20 protein-coding genes and 1 pseudogene are annotated in these 21648 nt (G+C 63.8%); 7 read left to right on the plus strand and 14 right to left on the minus strand.

Annotated features, from left to right (window positions below):
• Positions 1-61: 61 nt before the first annotated feature.
• Positions 62-604, minus strand: a complete 543-nt coding sequence (locus HCT51_RS11915; RefSeq protein WP_166874520.1) for a zinc-binding dehydrogenase — start codon at positions 602-604, stop codon at positions 62-64.
• Between HCT51_RS11915 and HCT51_RS19010 the strand changes: the two genes are divergently transcribed.
• The 4 genes from HCT51_RS19010 to HCT51_RS11935 all read left to right on the plus strand — a co-directional run bounded on the left by HCT51_RS19010 (position 595) and on the right by HCT51_RS11935 (position 3381).
• Positions 595-1152 (plus strand): RNA polymerase sigma factor, encoded by a 558-nt coding sequence (locus HCT51_RS19010; protein ID WP_224760470.1) that lies wholly within the window; start codon positions 595-597, stop codon positions 1150-1152. The genes HCT51_RS11915 and HCT51_RS19010 overlap by 10 nt on opposite strands.
• 479 nt (positions 1153-1631) lie before the next feature.
• Positions 1632-2000, plus strand: coding sequence for a hypothetical protein (locus HCT51_RS11925; RefSeq protein WP_166874524.1), 369 nt, complete (start codon positions 1632-1634; stop codon positions 1998-2000).
• Between the two features lie 371 nt (positions 2001-2371).
• Positions 2372-2824, plus strand: coding sequence for a hypothetical protein (locus HCT51_RS11930; protein ID WP_166874526.1), 453 nt, complete (start codon positions 2372-2374; stop codon positions 2822-2824).
• Entirely contained in the window at positions 2821-3381 is a 561-nt protein-coding gene (locus HCT51_RS11935) for an RNA polymerase sigma factor (RefSeq protein ID WP_166874528.1), read from the plus strand. Before HCT51_RS11930 ends, HCT51_RS11935 begins: the two co-directional genes overlap by 4 nt.
• Positions 3382-3615: 234 nt before the next feature.
• Here the strand turns inward: HCT51_RS11935 and HCT51_RS19015 are convergent.
• Together HCT51_RS19015 and HCT51_RS11945 are read right to left on the minus strand one after the other, a co-directional pair.
• A pseudogene (locus HCT51_RS19015) lies at positions 3616-4355 on the minus strand (DUF4166 domain-containing protein).
• Positions 4280-4888: an SRPBCC family protein gene (locus tag HCT51_RS11945; RefSeq protein WP_191413601.1), complete on the minus strand. Its 609-nt coding sequence runs from the start codon at positions 4886-4888 to the stop codon at positions 4280-4282. The pseudogene HCT51_RS19015 and the gene HCT51_RS11945 overlap by 76 nt, the downstream one beginning before the upstream one ends.
• A gap of 230 nt (positions 4889-5118) precedes the next feature.
• Here HCT51_RS11945 and HCT51_RS11950 point away from each other — a divergent pair, with 230 nt between their 5' ends.
• A complete protein-coding gene (locus HCT51_RS11950; protein ID WP_166878012.1) occupies positions 5119-5817 on the plus strand; it encodes a hypothetical protein in 699 nt (232 codons plus the stop codon).
• A gap of 359 nt (positions 5818-6176) precedes the next feature.
• Here HCT51_RS11950 and HCT51_RS11955 read toward each other — a convergent pair whose 3' ends face one another.
• The 11 genes from HCT51_RS11955 to HCT51_RS12005 all read right to left on the minus strand — a co-directional run bounded on the left by HCT51_RS11955 (position 6177) and on the right by HCT51_RS12005 (position 16753).
• Positions 6177-6857 carry an ABC transporter ATP-binding protein gene (locus HCT51_RS11955; RefSeq protein WP_224760471.1) on the minus strand — a complete coding sequence of 227 codons (681 nt, stop codon included), beginning with the start codon at positions 6855-6857 and terminating at the stop codon, positions 6177-6179.
• The gene (locus tag HCT51_RS11960; RefSeq protein ID WP_191413604.1) at positions 6836-8101 is read right to left on the minus strand and encodes a hypothetical protein; all 1266 of its coding nucleotides are present in this window, start codon (positions 8099-8101) and stop codon (positions 6836-6838) included. Before HCT51_RS11960 ends, HCT51_RS11955 begins: the two co-directional genes overlap by 22 nt.
• Positions 8102-8284: 183 nt before the next feature.
• Positions 8285-9193 (minus strand): hypothetical protein, encoded by a 909-nt coding sequence (locus HCT51_RS11965; RefSeq protein ID WP_166878018.1) that lies wholly within the window; start codon positions 9191-9193, stop codon positions 8285-8287.
• Positions 9194-9273: 80 nt separating this feature from the next.
• Positions 9274-9588, minus strand: a complete 315-nt coding sequence (locus HCT51_RS19020; protein WP_166878021.1) for a PadR family transcriptional regulator — start codon at positions 9586-9588, stop codon at positions 9274-9276.
• Positions 9589-9826: 238 nt separating this feature from the next.
• Entirely contained in the window at positions 9827-10822 is a 996-nt protein-coding gene (locus tag HCT51_RS11975; protein ID WP_166878024.1) for a hypothetical protein, read from the minus strand.
• Positions 10800-11321, minus strand: coding sequence for an RNA polymerase sigma factor (locus tag HCT51_RS11980; RefSeq protein ID WP_166878028.1), 522 nt, complete (start codon positions 11319-11321; stop codon positions 10800-10802). Before HCT51_RS11980 ends, HCT51_RS11975 begins: the two co-directional genes overlap by 23 nt.
• 103 nt (positions 11322-11424) lie before the next feature.
• Positions 11425-13323 carry an ABC transporter ATP-binding protein/permease gene (locus HCT51_RS11985; protein WP_166878032.1) on the minus strand — a complete coding sequence of 633 codons (1899 nt, stop codon included), beginning with the start codon at positions 13321-13323 and terminating at the stop codon, positions 11425-11427.
• Positions 13323-14495, minus strand: a complete 1173-nt coding sequence (locus HCT51_RS11990; RefSeq protein WP_166878035.1) for a peptidoglycan-binding protein — start codon at positions 14493-14495, stop codon at positions 13323-13325. The genes HCT51_RS11985 and HCT51_RS11990 overlap by 1 nt, the downstream gene beginning before the upstream one ends.
• Complete coding sequence (locus HCT51_RS11995; protein ID WP_166878038.1) at positions 14492-15406, minus strand: hypothetical protein; 915 nt, start codon at positions 15404-15406, stop codon at positions 14492-14494. Before HCT51_RS11995 ends, HCT51_RS11990 begins: the two co-directional genes overlap by 4 nt.
• 266 nt (positions 15407-15672) lie before the next feature.
• Positions 15673-16101, minus strand: coding sequence for a hypothetical protein (locus HCT51_RS12000; protein ID WP_166878041.1), 429 nt, complete (start codon positions 16099-16101; stop codon positions 15673-15675).
• Positions 16102-16222: 121 nt separating this feature from the next.
• Complete coding sequence (locus tag HCT51_RS12005) at positions 16223-16753, minus strand: DM13 domain-containing protein (RefSeq protein WP_166878044.1); 531 nt, start codon at positions 16751-16753, stop codon at positions 16223-16225.
• Positions 16754-17004: 251 nt separating this feature from the next.
• On the opposite strand from HCT51_RS12005, the gene HCT51_RS12010 reads away from it, so the two are divergent.
• On the plus strand, positions 17005-17613 hold the full coding sequence (locus HCT51_RS12010; protein WP_166878047.1) for a hypothetical protein: 609 nt from the start codon (positions 17005-17007) through the stop codon (positions 17611-17613).
• Between the two features lie 441 nt (positions 17614-18054).
• On the plus strand, positions 18055-19119 hold the full coding sequence (locus HCT51_RS12015; protein ID WP_166878050.1) for a hypothetical protein: 1065 nt from the start codon (positions 18055-18057) through the stop codon (positions 19117-19119).
• Positions 19120-21648: the final 2529 nt, after the last annotated feature.

The following is a 21648-nucleotide window of genomic DNA, read 5'->3' on the forward strand; positions in this document are numbered from 1 at the left end:
ATGCGTGCGCCGGGTCAGCGATTGGCCGGCCCGGCGCACCACATTTTGTCTGCCTGGACGGCTACGGACGGACGGCGACCAGACGTCCGTTAGCCTCGCCGCGCTCGAAACGCTGGATCGAGTCATAGATGTCGTCGAAACCAACGATCTCGACGTGGGATGACACGGTTCCTGCGGCGATTAGGTCCAGCACCTCCGCGCAGTCCTCATTGGTGCCGCCGTTCGAGCCGATGTAGCTCAGCTGCTTGAGGATCATCGTTGTCGTGGAGATGTTCGTGCGCTCGGTTCCCATTCCGACCTGCACGACGGTGCCGCGGAATCCGACGGTCTCGATCGCGTCGTCGGTCGTGGTGTCGAATCCCGCGTAGTCCACGATCACGTCAAGTTCTTTGTCGGCGAACTCGCGGATGTTCTCGGCAACCGCAGCGGCTCCCAGTCCAGTGACCCGCTCCCAAGCGCCTCGGTTCACTTCGGCCACGTAGACCTCAGCACCGAGCGCCTTTACGAACTGGATTGCTAGGCTGCCGAGCCCGCCGGCGCCGATGATGCCCAGTTTGGTTCCCACCTTCACGCCGCCGACCTTCAGCGCGTGGTATGACGTCATGCCGGCGTCGGTTGCGGGCGCGGCCTGTTAAGAGTGATCGCCTGTTCCGGGCAGCGTTGCGCGCCGCCCCTTCAGCAGTCGATGCCGAGGATGCGGTTGCTGCCGCATTTCTTGAGCTCTGGCGACGACGGAGTCAGGTTCACCTGGTCGACGGTTCGGTGCTGCCGTGGCTGCTGACGACTACACACAACATCACGAGGAATCTGGTGCGGCATCAGCGTCGGTACCGGGCATTTCTTCGTAGGCTTCCCGCCGACAGTGCGGCGCGCTCGGCCGAGGAGATCACAGTTGAGGCGGCCGACGTGCTCATGCATCAGCAGCAGCTCGCGGCCGTGCTCGCTCGGCTGCCGGCGGCCGACGCGGCGATTCTGACGTTAGTCGGACTCGACGAGCTCAGCCCATCGGAGGCGGCTCAAGCCCTAGGAATCTCCGCGGAGGCGGCCCGGCAGCGCCTGTCACGAGCTCGACGGCGGGCTCGTGAGGCCGGCGTACACATTACGGACGCGATTGGCGAACCCAGTGCTTTATGGGGAGGAGAAGTCCGATGAATGTCCCGAAGTTTGACGAACACCGATCTAAAGCAATCCGTACGGGCTTGATACAGATCGCTGAGACCTCCGCACGTCCCCTTCTTCGGAAGCGGCGACCGTGGATCGGAGTGGGGGCGATCGCGCTAGCGAGCGCTCTTACCGGCGGTGCCGTCTCCGCGGCCGTGACGGTAACCCTCAACCCGCCACCCCGCATCGCGAATCCGGATGGGTCTGTGGCCGAAGGGAATCCTGGCGTGCCAGCTCCGGCTGGCGCACAGCCGGGCTCTCCAATCATTGCCCTACTCGGCCAAACCAGCAGCCAGAACGTCACTGCAACCTCAGAAATCCCCTTGAGCGTCCCTCCACAAGCGACTCACGTCCGCGTGACCATCACGTGTGTGGCGCCGGGGGCTATCCGGTGGGGCTTTGATCGCAATGGAAACAATCCGAGCAGCTCGTGCTCCTCGGCCGACGCCCAGAAGCGAACGACTAGCTGGATGGACTTCCCGCTGACGGTAGACAGCACGTTGTACATCGCCGCCGCGCCCACAGTGGAGGCGATCGTTTCTACCCAGTTCGTCCACCAGATCGAGACGGCGTGGGGGGTGAACGCCCGCGGACAAACATTCGGGGCATCGAAGCCGGGGTTTGGCGAACCTGATCTACTCGCAGTTGAGTCCGCTGAGGGCAACCCCGGCTATGTGAACGCCAGTGAGCTCGGGGAAGCGAACGGCATGAGCGAGTCGTTCGATTCGCCTGAGGACGCCCTTGAGTGGCAAGAGTCAACGAAGGGTCAGCGGATCAGCATCCCCATGTACGAATCCGATGGAATCACAGTGGTCGGGGAGATCATCCTTCAGCGTTAACGCCGAGGGCCTTGACTGATTCGTAAACCGGACCTCCAGCGGGCGTGCGCCAGTCACGCATGAGCGCGCAGAGCGCTTGGAGCTTCGACCTGTCGCTGGAACCTTACGTCTATCAACTGGGTTCCTTCCAGCGGCAACCGTATGGACGTTTTGCAGACATCCGGACACGTACGCAAGTAAGGACGCTACGCACGGTACCGTCAACAGGGCTGGAGGATGACGTGGGCGATGACCTTGATTCATGGCTGAGTCGAAGCGCACCGTCGGGGGCACCATACACGCGCAGAATCGCCGACGAAGTGGAAGCGCTGACTGCGGCGCACGCTGACTCCGGCCGACGGCGTCGACGTGAGTGGTTTCCGATGCACAGAGTGGCCGTCTTCACCACTGCGGCGGCCGTGTTGCTCACTGGTGGGACCGCGGCGGTTGCGGCACCGACTCTCATCGCAATGTTCACCCCGGTCGTGGACCGTACCTCTACCCACGAATTCGGAGCCGCCGGAACGGAATTGTGCTCGATTGACTGGGGCATCGCGCCTCAGGCTGGCGTGTCAGCTGACGATCCGTCTGTCACGACGGCACGTGCTTACCTGCTGTCGCTCGACATCTCATCGGTCACCCCGGACCCGCGCTACACCGCTGGAGTTGCCAATGCACAGTTGCCAGACGGCCATCCCGGTGCGACCGGGACCGATGTTGTGAACGTCGCGCTCATGGCGACAGTCGCGGACATGGTACGCACCGAAGTAGGACGACACGGCCTGGATCCGGACGCCTACCTGCTTGAGACGTCTGCGGACTGCGTTGAGGACGCTAAACCGTGACGCGGCCCTCTCAACCGGCCGTCGCCACACGCCTCACGGAGTTGATTCTGAGCAACGCCCCCGACCTGTTGGCGTACTTCACCCGCAGAGTCACCCCGGTCGAGGATGCTGCGGACCTTCTGAGCGAGACCATGCTGGTCACTTGGAGACACATCCGTTCGCTTCCTGCCGACGACGAGCGCGCACGCATGTGGATGTTTGGGACAGCCCGCCGAGTGCTTGCCAATCATCGGCGAGGATCGAAGCGCAAGTCCGCCCTCGCCGACCGGTTACGTGACGAACTCGTCGTGAACGGACCAACATCGTCGGTGGCCGATGGCATTGCTGAAGAAGTACGTCAGGCTGTCAGTGACCTTCCACCCGTGCTGGGTGAAGTCGTGAGTTTGGTGCACTGGGAGGGATTCACGCTCGTGGAAGTATCGCTGATTCTCGACACGTCGGCATCTACAGTCCGCAGCCGTTACGCCAAAGCCCGCCAGATCTTGCACTCTCGCCTGAGCGAGCGCAGTACAGGCGAAGTGGTGCCGACCACCGACCCCAGCCCCGCGTACTCGTAATCAAGTGCGGGCGGTGTCCTCCTTTCCTGGTTCTCGGTCCTAGTCAGCGCGCACGCTCAGGACACACCATGTGCCCCACCTTGATGGGCGTGCAGAAACGGACGCTCAACGGGCAGTCAGAACAGCAAGCATCAAGGCGTGCACCCCGACGAGCGGCGCAAGACCAGACATGGCACAGGTCCCATCTATCGGGGTGCTGGCGGCGAGCGTCAGAACCGGCAAGGCCACCGCTGCCTAGGTGCGCCGTTCGTGTCGTCGTGGCTTGAGCCGGGCTGGCGCGTCGGACGCCGGAACGAAGTCGCACGTGAATTCGCCTTCGTAGCCGAACAGGAATCCGAAGAGACGATTTCGCACTTCCAGTCGGATCCGGTAGACGTTCGCTGAGTCATCGAATGACTCGTGCAGGTCGGCTCGGCCACTGAAGAGCATCGGAAACCGGAACGCGAGGGGACCTTCGTAAAAGCGTTGGGCACCGGAACACAGGCGCAATGACCCGTCCGGTTCGATTGATAGGTCAAGGTCGACGGCCAGGTGCTGGTGGGTGCCCAAGTAGTCGAGCACCTTGCCGTCGCTCAGGACCATGGTTGCGTCGAACCGGCTCGGTCTGTCGCGAACCCGGTATTCACGCACGAACGTGACGGTCTCACGACCGAATGGGTCGAGGTAGGGATAGTTCTCGATCGTGAACGGCACGTTCTCGCCGAGATCGGGATGAGGATGTTGCGAATCTTCCCGATGCGCAGGAAGGGGATCGTCCACCATGGCCCGCGCCTGATCTGCGCCATCGTGCCACGACCGATAGCTGCGTAGCCGGCGTCAAGCCCCACCCCGAATCGGAGCTGCAGCATTGGATGCAATCGATCGAAGTCATCGCCGAGTGCGTGCTGGAAAATCGACGTCATGGCGCTTCCAGGGTGTGCAGGGTTCTCGGGGCTTGGGCCATCGCGTTTCCGAGGCGCGGGGCTCGCCGGCATCGCGCCGCTTTGGGCCGGTCCGGTCGCCAAAACGCGAGAACGGACACCAGCGGCCACCGCTCCGGCGGCGTGCCCGTTTCAGCCCAGATTCGCAGGCGGTCGAAGCTCCACGCCGTCATCCATCCGATGAGTCGACGCATAACCAACCGGTCCACGAGTCGCCCCCACCCAGGGTCGTAATCGAAGCCGGTAATGAAGGTGGTTCGCTCAGCCGTCGGAAGGTACCGCCAGTAGCCACGACCTGCCCCGAGTGGCGAGAATTTATCGTTCGTCGCGAACCTCAGTGCCGAGGTGCGTGTTCCGTCCGGTCGCTGTCGCTCTCCTAGCGAGGCGCCCGTCCCCGTGATGGTGTGAAGCGGCATCCGGCGTTCGTAGGTGAATCGGTAGCCGCCGGTTGGAAGCTCCGCGGCCGGAGTGATGGCGCTGAACCGAAGATCCCATCGCGGATGCTGAGCGACGCCTTGGGTGAGTTCCCACACGCGATCGACGGCGGCTTTGATCTCGATCTCAACATAGATCGCCTTGTCGCCCATTCGATCAGCTTGCAGCACGGCCCAGCATTGAGGAGGTAATGAATCGCGTGTTGAGCCCGGTCGTCCGACGCTCAGCGGGCAACGAGTGAACAGACTCGCGCTCCGAACGGAACAAATCGTTACTACGTCCGCTCTTGGGTTGATACGTCCGATCAGTGAAAAGCTCCGGAACCAACGCTATTTTGAGAGAAGTTCGCGGTAGGTTGCGAGAAGTCAAGTTGGAGGTCGCGATGGCTCTTGGGTATCAGAACGGTGGATTCCTGTCCAGAATGGGTGGGACGTTCGGCTTAACCGATGTTGTTGTAGTCAACAAGCCCCGCACATCGGAGGAGACGCGGCAAAACCTACGATCGCATGTCCAGAGCACAAAAGCGTTCTTCGAAGTTGACGCGCCTGTCTGGGAAGGTGACGAAATTCACCTCCCGGACCCTCGCGGAGGCACTCGGACCATCTACGTCACCAACGTAAAAATCAATGACGTACGAGGCGCGCGCAGCTTCAACGGAATGAGTCACCTGGTCGCAAGCTTTTCGGATTCTGCCCCACGTCCTTCGATGAGTGCACGCGGAAGCCAAGTCTTCAATGCTCCTGTCGTGATGGTGTCAGGAGGGCAAGCGAACGTCGCTTGGGATGGCGGATCAACGAACACTCAAAACCTCTCTCCGATATCCGAGGGATATGAGGATCTAGCGAAAACCCTCACTGAAGCTATTGGGCTGCTGTCGGGCGCGAACGATATTGACTCAGACGAGCGAGAACTCGGTGAGGAGGCGGCGAAAGCTGCGCTATCAGAAATCACGAAACCGGAACCGGACCGCAAGCGAATCAAGGGTGCCCTGGCCGCGTTGAGAGGTATCCTCACCACCGCCGCAAATTCGGCGTCTGGCTCCGCAGCAAAGGTGCTGGTCGAGTCGCTCATGATCTCCTGAGCGGCGCGCGAAGCGCCGCTTCACTCGAATAAGCAACGTAACTCGGGAGCCCGGTAGGGCGACCTGAGGGCAAGGCTTCGGCGCGCGAAGCGCGTCGGAAACCGCAGCAGCCCGAAAGATACCTGTGAGCAAATCACAACAATGTAGTTCACCGGTATGAAGGCAAAACGTCTTCACGCCCGCAGGAAGGACCCTGAACGGGCACTGCGCTGCTCACGCCCCGGGGGTAGCAGAAACATTCCGGTAATCCCGCAGGAGCTTGTCTCCTTGTACTGACGCGTCCACAAGGTGCGTGAGGTCGTAGGACTCGGTCGGTGGTAGGTCGATGGCTTCCGGGCGGACGGGATCAAGACGATGGCTCATAGTGCGCCTCGACCCTGACTGATTCGGCCGGCGTTGATTTCGAGGATTTCGGTGCTGAGCTCGTCGATGTCTTCCCGGTTGTGACTGGTAAAAATGATCGTTGTGCCCTTGGCCTGTTCCTCGCGAAGAATCGCGCGAAGCGTGCCCACGCTGTCTGCGTCCAGGGCGTTGAATGGTTCGTCGAGTAGCAGCACTTCCGGGCTTTCCATGAGTGCTTGCGCCAAGGAGAGCTTCTGCTTCATCCCGAGGGAGTAGTTGCGTACCTTCTGTTTCAGTTCGGGTCGCAGGCCGATTCGTCGTAGTGCCGCGTCGACTTCGTCCGGGTTGATCCGCTTCTGGATGGCGGCGAGGTCGAGAAGGTTCTGCCGCGCCGTTGACCCCGGCAGGTATGCCGGGCCGTTGATCGTCACCCCGAATCTGTCGGGGAAGCTGCGGTTCTTTGACAGATAGCGCGGATCGATCCAGATCTCGCCAGCATCTGGCACGGTGAATCCGCAGAGCAGCTTGAGCAGAACCGATTTCCCCGAACCATTTGCTCCAACTAACCCATAGGTCTTGCCGCGGTCAAGGTCAAAGGAAACGTCATCGAGGATGACCGTCCCTCTGTACCGTTTGGTGACGCCACGAACCGACACGATTGTCATCTCTGTACCTTTCACGAACGTAGTTTTTGCCAATGAAGCAGTGGAGGGATTGAAACGACGAGTACGCATAACGCCGCTGCCAGGGTTCCGGTGGCAGCGAGCACGGGAGACCACCCGTCCACCGTGAGAGCCATGCCGGACAGTTGGACGGGCAGCCACGGCGAGGGCGTGTTCTGCAGGTAGGCGAGCATGATCAGGAGAGCGCAGATCACCAGCGCACCTGCCCGACTCGGCGTGACCCAGGTGGCTGCGAAAACGGCGCCGAGGTACACGGCAAGCTGCAGCACCCCGTTGACCATGAACTGATAAGCCCAAACTGCGAAGCCTCCATCAGGCGGAGAGAACTCACGTCCTCCCAACAGCAAGTAGATGAGGGTTGCCAGGCCAAGCAGCACGGCGAGGAATGCAATGGCTTTCAGGAACTCGACAAGTGCGAGGCGAGCGCACCATCGAGTGATGGAACCGTGACGGAGGAGCTGAAGTTGTGCCCAGCCGTCCCGCACCTCCGACAAGCGGACACCGAACATGTAGGCGTAGCCGATGAAGATAAACGAGGAGACGAAGAACTGCGCCAGCGTTCCCGCGCTGCCAGTGAACGCGACCGACACCGTGTCGTACAGCGATGTATCGTGCAGGTCGATCCCGTTGATCGTAACCACCAGCAAGCCCACCACCCCGGCCATGAAGACGAGCGCCGGCGCAGTGAAGCGCGTGCCGCCCCCGCGCGCACGCCTATCCTGCTCGCCGATCGCCAGAGCACAGAACACCCAGGTGGCCGCGATGCTCGCCGCCGCGGACAATGCTCCCGCCGCCGATGTCGCGCTCAAGGAGGCGTTGAGAAAGTAGCCAAAATTCAGCGGTGACCCTTCCGGGAATGCGCCCATCGTTGCGGCAGCGGCCCAGAGCCACAGGGCGAGCGCGGACAGAATCTCTACCGCGCGGCGCCGGAAGACAACCCACAACGTGGTGAATAGGAACTGGATGGTGATGAGAGACAGGACGATGAGCGCGATCTGCAGGAGGAGCCCGAGAGGCGCCGAGATTCCGACGAGTGAAAGACGAGCGGCCGCGGTTCCTGGTGTGGGGTCGCCCGACCACCGCAACCCCAGTGCGGCACTGGCGATCAGCCACGCGGCTGTCAGAGTCGCCAGGGTTACGCCGATCGGCGGAACCGCGGCGGCGCAGGATACGGCGGCCAGCCGGCGAAAGCTGCCCAACCGTATCAAGCCCGGCACGGCCACGGGTTGTGCGATCACCAGCCGCACCAGCCAGGCCATCAGTATCACGTAGGTAATGAAGTGCGGTTCAGTCGCAAGATCCAGCGCCAGATCCCAGGCCCCTGGGGGCGCAACAAGGTCGCCCGGCTCAGGCAGTAGGCGGGTGCCATATCCCAGCCCAGCCATCGTGATGAGAAGTGCGACGGACGCCGGTCGCACCGTGTGACGCCAGCGCCGGCCCACTTAGGCGAGATTCTCGATGCGGTGTACCCGCCTGAGGACGACGAGACAGAGGATCCCGGTGAGGACGGCCAACACCAGGGTCGGGGCCGCTCCCGCCAGGAACGAGGTTTGGCTAAGCCCGAACGGGAACGTTGAGTACACAAGCCCCGCCTGCGGGTACCCGATCACCGCGGCGATGACTGTTTCGCCGAAGTAAACCAGGAACGGGATGGCGAGCGCGCACACGCGATTCTTCACCACAAGCAATGCGGCGATCCCCAGACTCGCGTAGATGCTCGCGCTGAAACCGACCCACGCCGAGTATGCGACGCCGTACGTCATCGTCCCGTGCTCAAGCAGCGAACTGTAGGTGGTGCGCTCAAAGCTGTCCGCCAGAGCCGTGCTCGTCGTCAGACTGTAAGCGCTCGCGTCAACGGACGGATTCCCCAACGTCGGCCACAAGTAGAAAGCAATCACAAACGGCACAAACGCAAACAAGAAAAACACAACGAAACTGGTGCCGCCGGCAAGGAGGAACTTGGCGAATACGTAGCTTCCCACGCGAACTCGCACTCGGGTGTTGGACACATATCGGTGACCGATTTCCCGGTAAAACCGCAGGCAACTCAGAAGAACTACCAGCACTGGAAACACGAGGGTCAGCGGTGTGTTTATCAGCACCTGATACACGTCAAAATTGTCTCTGAGGACAACCTTGAATCCGCCGGCCAAGTCGTTGGAGACAACGCCGAGCAACAGGGGAACCGCCACCACCAATACTGCAATGCCGAGCTGCCTCCAGCTGCGCGACGTACTCATCTCCGTGTTGAGCAGTTCACGCGAGACCGCGGCTGCGGCGAAGCTGAATGCGCCGAGAACGATGCCGGAGCGGCGGATGTCCAACTCGTCGGCATCGCGCAAGTCGGCCATCCACTGTTCCCGATAGCGGGCACGGGCCGTCGCAGGAAGGGTGGCAGAGGCCAGAAGGACCAGTTGCTCGGCTAGGCGCATCATGCCTGGGCGCCGGTCGGTCGAAAAGCTGCCCTGGATTTCGCGTCAAACCGCGCGATCACCGCCCGGGCAGCAACCGCACCACCGTCAGTGAGTTTGTAGAAACGACGACGAGGGCCCGATCGATCATTCTCTGTCTCCCACGCCGAAGACACCCACCCCGCACGTTCGAGACGCTCCAAGATTGGGTATACACTGCCCGGAGGCCGCCCGCTCTCCTTGATCACGCGAAGACCCCAGCAGGCATCATCCCCTGCATTAAGTACACGGAGCACGTCCACAGTCGCGGGAGTGACCCGCGCGAGTTCATCCATTCCTGAACTCTAGCTATATCGAGATAGGTTCGTCTACTGCCCCCTGCAGATCCGAGTGCAGGGCGCATCCACCCATGCATGTGAGCGGTCCTACAGCAACGAAAACCGTGCGCTGCCCATGGGCCGGGTCCGCAGATGGACCCTCAACGGGCGCTATTCTTCGAGGCAGCCACTCATGGTCTACGTCTTGCCCACGTAACTACTCGCTGAGACTTCGATCGCGTTCTCAACGCGGAGATCAGTTCCTGAGATCGGGCCACGCAGAGTACTCGACGACACTGCCGGCGGGCTCATCGAGGACGTTTAGTCCACCGGCGTAGATGACGTCGGAGGCGATGATCTGTCGGGTGGCGGCGTCGATGATCACTGTGACTTCAAACGCTGTGCGGGTCGACGATGTGAGCCGGAGGGCGATGCCGTCGCGACCGAGTCGATCGGTGACAGTGCCGAGCAGCTCCAGCCCGCCGGATTGCTCAAGGATCTGCAGCATTGCGGCGTGATGGGCGGGTGTGAGCGTCCATTCGCTCAGAAGCATTCGGAAGGCGCCCCAATACTCCATGCCGTCCGCGTCGTCGCGCAGCGGGATCTTCTCGCGAAGCGCGGCGACAAGTCCCGCAGTGTCGGCGGGCGGTGCAGCAGGGAATCCGCCGAAATACTCGTCTTCAGCTGCCGTGCTCACTCGCGTGCCGGCGGTCGGCGCGGGACCAGCGGGCTCGGTAATCTGCCCGTCGGCCAGCACCGAATACGGCTGCTCCGCGGTGACCAGCACCGACGCGACGCCGTTCTCATCCCGCTCCCAGGCGTACCGCTGGGGAATGAACACCGGCTCGCCCTCGGCATCCTGACTATGCCGCCACCGAACGAGCTGTCCCTCTCGCCTGGCTGGCTGCTGCGGTGCCGCGAGCAAAACTTGCACCGACTCGTCGACGACTTCGTCGAGAGGCTCTGCGACCGATGTCGGAGCCAGCGGTGGTGGGGTCTGCGCGTAGGCAGGCGGGTTGGTGATTGAACCGGTCACCACGGCGACGGTGACGAGGGCGGCAGCAATCGGGACTGCCCACAGTGCGCGCAGCCGGAGCCGCAGCGGCGGGCGAGCCCGGCGGCGGTCGGTGGCCATCATGGTTCGCAGCTGCGCCCAGTCGGTCGAGGTCGTCGCCGAGTCGGGTGCAGTGTGTGCCGGGTCGAGGGAGGTCAGTCCCTCGGCGAGGCGGTCATCGGTCCAGCGCAAGTTCATTCACCTCCTGTGGGAGTGTTGCGTCATCGTCCAGTAGTGCACGCAAGGCATCCCGTGCCCGGCTGAGGCGTTTCCAAACCGCGGGCACGCGACATCCAATGACCTGTGCCGCATCAGCGGCCGACAGCCCGTCCCAGTACACGAGCATGAGCACCTCCCGGTCCGGCTCCGGCAGCAGGTCCATTGCGACTGAGAGTTCAACGTGGTCGTGGGACCCGGTTTCCGGGCCGAGGCGCTCGATGTCGGCGAGGTGCGCCAGGCCGACGCGTTCCCGGTCGCGGCGCCGGTAGGAGTCGCCGACGATGTTGTGCGCGGTGCGCAGCAGCCAGGGTAGGCCGAACGGATGCTGCGGGTCGAAGCGCTTCCACGCCACTTCGAAGCAGTCCATGGCGAGTTCGCGCGCTTGCTCGCGTTGGTCGACGCGACGTCCGATGTACCGGAGCACGGCGGGATGGTGCTCGGCGAAGAGTGCTTCGAACGCGGCACGCCTGTCGTCCACGCGGTCCCCTCCCCGCCGGCGCGGATGCGCACCGATCTCATCAGACTAGGTTGTTGGCGGCGCCGGATCCTGACATCGGTGGGCCAGTCGGTCGGGTTGTGCATCATTGCCGCAGCGCCTCCGCCGGATGAACTCTGCTGGCCCGTACCGCACCGACGATCGAGGCCAGCGCGCCGATCGCGACACCCGCAACGATCGCGAGCGGGGCAAGGGCCACGTCGAAGACCGGCAGCCACCGGTTCGCGACGGTGAATCCGAGGATCCCGGCGAAGCCCGCCGCGAGTCCGAGCACACCGCCGGCCGCGCCGAGTATGGCCGATTCGGCGACGACCAGCCCGATCAGATCGGCTCTGCGTGCACCGAGCGCGCGCCGCAGCCCCAGCTCGGCACGGCGCGCGGTGATCGCCGAGCCGATCGCGTTGATCAGCGTCAGCACTGCGATCATCGCCGCTAAACCGGTGAACGCCAGCAGCGCGACTCGCACCCCGGACTGCACCTCGGCCCGCAACGTGGTCGGATCGGTGGGGGCCTGCACGACGTACGCGTCTGGTGAGTACGGGTCTAGCGCGACCGGGAGCTGGCGTCCAACCTGCAACGCGGCACCCGCGCCCGTGCGGATGAACAGGGTGCGATTCTGCGCGGTCAACTCAGCGGGCGCCTGCCCATCGCCGAGCACGACGCCGCCGGCCAGCAGAGGCGCACGGTTGGAGGTGTCGATGATGCCCACCACCGTGAACGGGGTGCCGGCTATGGCAATCTGCGGACGTGCAATCAGCGGGCCGAGCTCCAGCTGGTCGGCGAGGGATGCTCCGACCAACGCCTCGCCGGCTCTGGGCAACCCCGCGCCGTCGTCGCGCGCCCACCTGAGCTCAGCGCGCAGCGCCGAAGCAAGGTCGCCGGCCGCTTCGTGGACCTGCCCTGTGCGCGCGGTCGATCCATTGCTGATCGCACTTTCGAGGTAGCCCGAGACCACGGCCGCAGACTCGACGCCGGCGAGGGTACTGGCGGCGGTCACCGCCTCCACCGGTGCGGGTGCGCCTGATGCCGCATCTTCTGGTTCCCATTGGACGCTCACTTCCCGACTGGCGTGGGCGTCGAAGGTTGAGGTCACCTGGGCGCGGGTTGAAGCATCCAGCCCCAGCGTCGTGACCAGCAGCGCGACGGCCAGCGCTACCGTGCCCGCGAGGGCGAGCGACTGCCGGGTTCTGGAACGCAGTGAGGCGAGGGCGTCGGCAAGCAGGTCGCCAAAGCGAACCCGGCGGCGGCGGGCGGGTGCGGAGGCGGCTTGCGCGGTCGGCCCGGTGCGGGTCGAGGGCTCGATGGCCTGCCGCCGTTCCTCGGTGAGTCTCCCGTCGGTGATGCGCACCACGCGCGATGCGGCGGCCGCAACCTCGGCGTCGTGGGTGACGACGATCACGGTGACGCCTTGTCGGTGCAGCCGGGTGAGCTCCGCCATGACGCGCGCGCCGGTGGCGGAATCCAGGTTGCCGGTGGGCTCGTCAGCGAGCAGTACCGGCGCGCGGGAGGCGATCGCGCGGGCGATGGCGAGCCGCTGGCGTTGCCCGCCGGACAGCAGGGCGGCTCGGGTACCAAGGCGGTCGCGCATGCCGATGTGCTCTGTCGCCTCGGCCGCGCGGGCGGCGCGCTCCTTCGCACCGACACCCTGGTAGAGCATCCCCAGTTCAACACTGTCGGAGGCGGGGCGCTGATCGAGCAGGTGAAAGCTTTGGAAGATGTAGCCGAACGTACCGGCGCGCAGCGCCGCAAGTTCGCGGCCTTCCTCGCGTGGAACCGCGACCCCATCGAGCAGATACTCGCCCGAGGTCGGCGTATCCAGCGCACCGATGATAGACAGCAGGGTGGTTTTGCCGCCACCGGACGGCCCGATGATGGCGAGGAACTCGCCGGGATCCACTCGCAGGTACACGTCGACGAGAGCATGCACGGGAGCCTCAGTGGCGCCGTACACGCGGGACACCCCGCGCAGATCGATGAGTGGCATCAGTCCACCCGCACCCGATCTCCCGGCTGCAGCGCACCCTCGATCGCGGATCGCCCACCGTCCGAGCCGAGGACGGTGACCGGCACCTCTAGGAACGTACCGTCGTCTTCGCGGCGCAGCACGATTCCGGCGGTACCCTCCTGTTGCGCGACCGCGACCGTTGGCACCAGCAGCGCGCCGGTCGCGATCTGCCGTGTTTCGACCACGACGCTCACCGCCGTGCCTACTGCCGCCAGCGCGTCCTCGCCGGCGGGGATGATGTCCGCCCACCTCATCGGCTCACCGCCGACGCTGACCCCGACCTCATCGGCCGTCGCCTCGAAGACCCGATCGACGGCCCCGGTCGCGGCCGGCTGCCCGGCCGCGGTGAAGGTGACCATCGCACCGGGAAGGAGGGCGGATGCCGCATCCGGCGTAACGCCCACCCGCACGACATTCCGGGTGGAGACAACCCCGATGCTCGCCCCTGCGGTCACATCGGCGCCGACCGGCGGTATGGCGACAATCTGGGCAGGCAGGGAGGAGAACGCCGCGACGGCGGAGAGCGGCAGGTACGGGTGTTCGGCTGGCGGTGCGGGAGCCGGTGCGGTGGCTGCATCGGTGCCGGTGTTGGTTGTTTGTACAGGTGTCGCGATGTCAAGGGTGCGGTGGGGGGCGGTGCCGCCTACTCCCACGTACAGCTTTGCGACGGCCTGCGCTGTCGCCTGCCCGAACTTGCCATCCGCGCTGCCCAGTAACCCAAGCTGGGTGAGGTTGTCTTGCAGCACCCGAACGTCGGGCCCGGCATCGCCGACGCCAACGTCACGGTAGAAGGGGAACGGTGACGCGATCGCAAACACCGGTGAACCGTTCACCCACGCCGCCCTTGCGCCCGCTGCCAAGTTGGCACCCGGCGACAGCGGGCTGTCGGTGACCACGCTGCGTGCGGCATCCGTCACCGCAGCGAGCGTCACCGATTCCTCCGTCTGCGCCGCGATCACTCCCGGCAGGGTCCGGGTCGCGATGAGATCCCCGCGCTCGATCTGAGCGAGAACGGGTTCGGCGGCCGGCGGAGTCGCCTGCGCCTCCCACTGCGCGGGAGAGGTGAACGCCTGCGCCGCAAACCACCCGCCGGCGACCAGAACAGCCGTGGTGGCAACCCCGATCGCGGTCAGCCACACGCGCCTGCTCATCCTTGCGCCGGGGCGTACGTTGCGATCAGTTCGAGCAGCACCTGCCGGTCCTTCAGCCACTTCTCCCGATCGCTGCTCAGCCGGTCGGCGTTAGCCTGGATGAACTCGACCTGACGATCCCACTGGGCGTCGTACTGCGCCTGCGCCCAACCGCTTGACTCCCGGCACCGGACATCGGCGGTCGCGAGCGCGATCTCCACCTGGGTCAACGGCGGCTCGGGCGGACCATCCACCCCCGGCGCGTACCCGGGGATGCCGAGCTGGGCCCGCATCTCGTCGGTCGGCATGCCATCCAGCGGACTGTCCGGAGCGCCACCGTAGCCGGCCTCGTCGAGGCAGTCGCGCCAGGCGTCCGCGGCCGCCTTCACTGGGCCGGTGGTTGCGGCATCCTCTACGGTTTGCCAATAGCTCGACGAAGCGGGTTGGCTCGACCTGGTGGCACCGCCAAAGACCGGGTGCTCAGCCTGCACGTCTTCTAGGCAGGGGGTGAACACAGTGTCGAATCCGGGCTGAGATTGCGCCAGCGTGTTCATTCTCGTGAAGTTCTCGATGCGCGCCGTGCGCTCAGCCGAAGGGACCGTGTGATAGCCCCACGTCTGCGCCGCCTCGAGGGTTCGCATGGACATCGGGCTCTTGTAGTCCGTATCATCGAGCGACTCCGGCATGATCGGCCACTGGAAGCCCGCCTCCTGCATGCACTCGGACACGAGCAGATTCAACGCGTAGGAATAGATCGTGTCTGTGGACGGAAAGAGATATTCGTCGAGTGGCATGACCCAGTTCGCCCGGTCTTTCGCTGGGAGGTTCAGGTCCGCGATGGCCGGGCCGCTGGCACATCCTGAGAGGAGTGCGGTGCAGAGTGCGGCAACCGCCGCGCCACGCACCACCGTTGTTCGTCCGCTGCGGGTCATCCTTGCTCCATCCTGTTTAAGGTCGATACCTACAAGGTTGTCGCAGCGTCTCAAACCTGACCGACTCCGACGATTAATTCTCAAACTCACGGACTCAGAGCTAGGAACGTAAGGCATCCGGGAGCCGATCTGGGTGGTTGCCGGCCGTAAGCGGGACCCTGAGCGGGCAGAGAATTCGCATCAGGTTCAGTGGCCAGTGACGCGCCTCATACGAGAAGGGCATCTGGGCCGCACGACGCTGCTGGCGCGGCTCGTGCGGCGCAGCGTCAGCTGCTGCGGGTGAACACGCCCATGCCTCCAGGCCGCTCAACGGTGACGGTGAAGTCTTTGAGTGAGTAGCGGAAGCTGGTCCAATCGGCCCACGCATCGACAGTGACGAATATCTGCTTCTCCTCCTCGGCGGAGAGGTCAGGTTCGAGGGTAAAGGTTCCGAAGAGCTTGGCGGGACCGCCGTCTAGGAATGTGGTCCCTTTGATGTGCAAGTCGGCTATACCCTCCGTGTCGTTCGCCAGGTCCTTCATTGATTCGATCATCGGCCGTGAGGGGAAGACGGTGTCGACTGCTAGGTCTCCGACGATGAGGACTCCGGTGATCGCGACGGCGGCGAGGCCGGCGATCATCACCAGCTGCGACTTCTGGACCGGCGGCTTGGCCGGCACCTCGGTGGGCGTTTGCCCGAACAGCTCGCTCGTCATAGGCGGACGATAACAGGTGGAACGCGGCTCAGCGAAGGTGGGCACTTGCGTCGTTTCATCAGTTCAGCCAGTCCGCTGTCGACGTAGGGTTGCACATCGCTGACCTTGTGGGCGTGAATGGTTAGCTGAGTGGAGCCGAGCCGAAAGCTGGAAAGTCGGGAGCCGCGTAGTGCCTCACCGTGACACTGTGAATCTCGTCCATCGTGTGAGCTCCGGGAACCTCGAACTCCTGAACGCTGGCGTTCTCGCTGACGCTGCCCGCGAGTTCATACCTGGCTCCCACATCGGTCGTCCATGCGTCGTCGGAGTTCTTGATTAGCGCACCTTCGTTGAGGTAGAGCCGGAGATCGGGAGCAGATCCCGTCCGAAAGTCGGTGAGGGTCACCCAGACAGTTCCATTGTCACGACGCGCTATTTCGACGGACCCGACTGTCTCCGTCCATTGGTTGACGAACTGTCCGGTGATTGGGAGTTGCTGCTCAAACTCGCTCAGTCCGGCTGCAGCTTCTTGGGTCGCGGCCTCGGATGGCGTCGCCATCGACGTTGGTGCTTGGCCTGCATCACTCGGGTCCGCGCCGCTGCACCCGCTTGAGCACACCGCGATTATCCCGGCGAGCACTAAGGCGGTAGCCAAACGCAGATAAATTCTCATGCCCGAACCTTCGTGCTTGACGCGCAATGCTGTCAAGCCCCGGCTTCTAGAGGGTCGACGCGCGCTCATCGATGCGCAAAAGGGCGGATAGCGTTCCACAAGTCGGACCTTTTGCGGGACGGTTTCTGGCCGCTCCCTTCCTGGAATCTGAACACGTCCGGAGCTTGCTCTGTACTGACCGCCGTCTTTTATGTTCCAATGCGGTAATCGAACCACGCACGTTCCACCTCGACGCTAGGGAGGCAGCGCCCGTGATCGAATCCGGCACTTTCGTGATTAGTGCATGGCATCATGTCGTGGACTTCGTCATAGAGCCCTTTCCTCCGGCAGACCCTATAGCTGCCCTGCAGGCGGCGATGCGCGGCGAGATGCGGGAGTCTGCGCTGATAGTGCCGTTGGTTTCCACGGGCGTATATTCGGGTCCCATTGATTTGACTGTCGAGGTCCTCGACGCGAGACCGGAGGCAACTGCGCCAGAGTGGGAAGACATCCACGAGCTGTCCCTGATGCTCCCGGAAGGACGCGCCTACTTCAACCGGTCGGCAAGCTTCGAGAGGAAGGATGTCGGGAGCATCATGGGTGATGAGCAGGGCAGCCACCGGGCGCGGCTCCACGCCAGCGGCCGGGACGCAGCCTATGACGAGGTCGTGGATTCACCCGTCGAGCGGCACTTGGTCCAGTTCTGGAAGGAACCGCCATCACCGGTGTCTGTCTTGTCCTCGAACTCACAGCGAGGCAAGAGCCTGCCGCGTTTCATCGAGATGTGGCAGGGACCGCCCACCGCCGCGAGCCCCGCCGAACCGCGCCCCGTAACCCGCGAGCCTCGGGCTGTGCGGATGCACGGAGCCGTGATCGAGTGATCGGCTCCGGAAGCCGGACGCTTATCGGGCACCCGAACTGTTTCCTTTCTTGCTTCCGAATGCATCGTTTGAGGAACGCTTAGACTCGGCCCAGGGAGGGGATCATCGTGAACGGCACGGCCTCGGTTGCCAAGGCTGGCTGGGACCGCGCTGCGCTGGCCGTGACACAGACCAGATGAAAGTGAGCACGTGTCGCCCTCTTGTCGTGCTGCTGAGCTGACGACACCCGCTAGCGTGCAGATGCACCCCGTGTTGTGTGCTGCCAGAGTCGGTTCCTAGATTGAGCGGGTTCGCGCATCGGCAGGTGTGCTCCGGAGCAGTTGCCCTAGCCGCTCGACGGCGATGCTGGCCAGCCCAGGCGTGCATGGCCTGCCATCCGTGCGTGTTGAGGCGCGTTGCGCGCATCCGCCGGGGGGCATCTCATTCACTACGGTATGAAGGGTGACGGCACAGACTCGCATTCCCCAAACGGTGCACGCGATCGCCCTCGACACAAATGCCAGCCCGAAGGGCATGATGAGCGTCGAGGCGATTGAACAACTCATCCGCACCATCGATGCTCAGGAACTCGACATTGAAATCTGGATCCCCGAGCCCGTCATTTGGGAGTGGGCAGAGCACGCTCACCGCGTCGCCACACAGGCCCAAACTGATTACCTCACCCAGGTGAAGCATCTCGCTGTAAGTGTCATACCTGGTTTCGAGGGAGGTCCAGCGTTTGTGATGGACGTTGCAGACGTGATCGAGCATATAGAGGAACAGCTCGACGACCTTTGGCGGGATGACGGTAGTGGGGCAGTGCGTATTCTTCGACTGAAGGACCAACCCGATGCCGCAATTCTCGGTCTTCGCGATCAAATCCTGCGAACGGGCGCAGGGAGAACGAAGCGGGACGGAACCTCAGCGGTTAAGACGGGTGGCGCGGACAGTGCCTCCTGGCGACTTGTGGCAGCAACATCGGGCGACCTCGTCAACGTTGTCCTCGTTTCATCTGACAGTGATGCATATCGACACTTCTCCGGCACGGACGCGCCGACCATCGTCAAAGACCTGTGGTCGGTCAAGAGGGAGCTCCTTAAGCTGCGAAGTGGAACCGACGAAGCAGTATTGGCTGTCACCGAAACTCTCCGGGATGAACTCCCCGCAATTTCTGAGGATCACCTCGACGTGACGGAAGTGCTCGGCGAGCACTTGCTGTTGACTCCACAACGAGACCAAGCTGTGATTTCAATAACTCGTATTTCTCGAGTACTGGACGTAGATGAGATTGAAGTCTCGCTAGGTGACAAGACTGCCACGGCGGTAGTCGAAATTGAGATCGACGTATCCATTGACTATGTGCGCTGGGATCATCGGAACGATTCAATCGAGGCGGACGTTGACGAAGAATACGACGTCAAAGCTTACGCTCGCGTCTCCGCCGAAGCGGTGGCCGCGGTGCAGGGACGGTGGTTCTTCGACATCGTCCAGATTGAGATCGTTGACGATCGTTACAACCGACCCTGAACCACGAGGAGTGGCGGAAGCCTTGCGCGACACCCGTGCGCCCGGCGCTGACCCGTGTCCCTGCCGCCACGGCCCGACCGATCACGAGACCTCGTCGAAGCGCAGGTAATCACTCAGGACAAACCGGTGGCACCGGGCCCCGGCCCCGCCGGTCACAGTCCGGCGTTCGCGATCGGGACAGACCACAAGGAGAGATCGAGTTCAGCGTCCGGGGACAGCCATGTCTCCGGCATCCTGTCCAGGGCCCGAGACAACCCCACGCTTGAGACCGTGATGCTCACCGTCAACGACCAGGTTTTCGCTGTCCCGTACACGCATTGGGTGCTCGTCGTCACCGACCCACGTCCCTGCCCGCGGCCCCGGCATCGCTGGCGACCGGGGACGAGTTCCCGGCAGCACCCGCCGTCCCACAGTCGAGGTCTCACCTGTCATCTCGATCGACGAGCTCGCGTTCTCCTGACCGTGTCCGCACCGGACTCAGACCGGTAGCGACCCGACCGAAGTGACGGCCAGCCGCAACTTGATTCTGACCAGTCGGCCGAAACTGACCGCGACGTGCTTCGCCGTCCCGGTGAGACCCCGGCGATAGCCGCACCCGTTGTCGGCCCGGCCCCGCCAGTGACCCGCGATAGCGGCCTGCCCGTCCCCGAGCGTCGGCGAGGGGTTCGGTCCGGCGATAGCCGCGGGTCGGGGATCCGGTCGTCGGTCGGTCAGTGGCTGGTGGTCGATGAGGTGATGGCGGGCGCTGCGGCATAGGGGTTTAGAGAGGAGCTCGGCCTGGCGGCCTCGCTCCCGGTCGGACTTCGTCCTCCCTCCGACGTTGCGGTTTCTATGTGTCGTCTGCTCGTCCACTCCACCCGGCCTTCGGCCGTGCGCGTAGCGGAGCGTGGCGGCAGGACGACGGCGTAGCGTTGGCCGTCACCGTCACGCGGAGCGGAGCGCACGGCGTCTCGATTGCACTTCACCGGTCGGCCGCGGCCCTCGCTACGCTCGGCGCCTCGTGGAACTACTCGCTGTCTACCCGGTTTCGTATCGGTTGAGTGCCGGTCAGTCGCAGGCTCCTTCCCTCTCACTGCGTTCGCTTCGCTCTCTTCGTTCACTACCGACCTTCGGCCGGTGACTGCGCTGCGCTTGTCGGATCGCTCTTCGACGCGATGTCTCCGGTCAGGCTGCGCCTTCCCTCTCGCTCCGTTCGCTGCGCTCTCTTCTCTCACGGGCCGTCCTTGCCGCCGGTGACTTCGTCGTGGTCACGGTGTGTTCTCTACCCGGTGTCGTTGTGATGTCTACCCGTCGCTGGCGCTCCCTCACCCTCGCTGGCGCTCGGCGCTGTCGGTGCGGTGTTCTTGTCGGGTTCGGTTTGTTCCCGGCGCAGGGACCTGTGGTGACGCCTGCCTGCACCAGCATCGATACGTCTTCTGCTCGCCGGCTGATCGATGACGATTCGCCGAACCAGCAACACGACCCGAGCATCAGACCGGAACCCGGGGAACAGATCAGCCACACGCAGCGATACGGTAACGGGTCGCAGAACGGTGCGGTGACGTTGCGTTGGAGGGAGCGCCAGCGACCGGAAGTCTGGACGGACATTAGCGGCGAAGCCGCAACACCGAAGGTGCAGACCACGAAGTGGTCTCAGGTCCCTTGGCGAAGCCGGGACCAGCGTGGCGCCCGACGACGCGGTTCACGCGTCGGCAAGCACACGCTGCGGCACCGAAGGTGACGCGGCAGGACCGGCGCGGCGTACAGCCCAGCGCCGGCACCTGCAGTCGGCACACGCGCACGCGTGGGCCAGAGTGAAGGGGCCGGCGGGTTCCGGCCCGCAACCGTAAAGGTTCCTCGGTCAGGGGCACCTGCGTGACATTGACTCGGATCGAATGTGGCGCGCAAGAGACTGCAAGGGGGTCGCGCCGTGAACCGGTCGAGCTTGGGCGATTCTCGTCACGATCAGGTCCCGGCTTTGTCGCGGGATCGCCATGGGAATCGCCGGCTCTACCGGGCATGACAACGGCGGCCTCGTGCGGTGCCGCCGAGGAGATTGTCCGGGCGGATCAAACGGGTTTCCCAGCGGCGATTGAGCGCGGGCCGCGGGTGCCGAGTTGCGACCCCGAGTCTTGGCTGTTCGTGGCGGGCTTGCCTGCCGCATCCGAGGAGGCTTCGACCTAGACCACCGCGCGGTTTTTCTGCGCGAGCTTCGCGACGGCGCTGGCGCCCGATGGGCACGATGAAGTCGACGCCTCGGTTCCGTGATCGAGATACAGGCGCGGCCGGCTGAGGGGTGAGTGCATGGAGTGCACTGTCGTCGACCGCATCTCCGAGAACGGCGATCGAGGGTCATTCTTGGGGTTCGACGTTCAGGAACGACCTTCAACCGGCTCTTTCGCATAGGCCTCCTCCGAGTACTGCACTAACTGCACTCTGGGTCTACTTCCCTTTATTTGTGTGGGATGCAGGCTCCTTCGGGGCATCATTTCGGCTGCACGGAAGTGCACTTGGTGCACCTACGTCAGTGCGCCGAAGTGCACTTCTTAC

It is taken from the genome of Salinibacterium sp. ZJ450 (assembly GCF_011751885.2).
Classification (GTDB): domain Bacteria; phylum Actinomycetota; class Actinomycetes; order Actinomycetales; family Microbacteriaceae; genus Ruicaihuangia.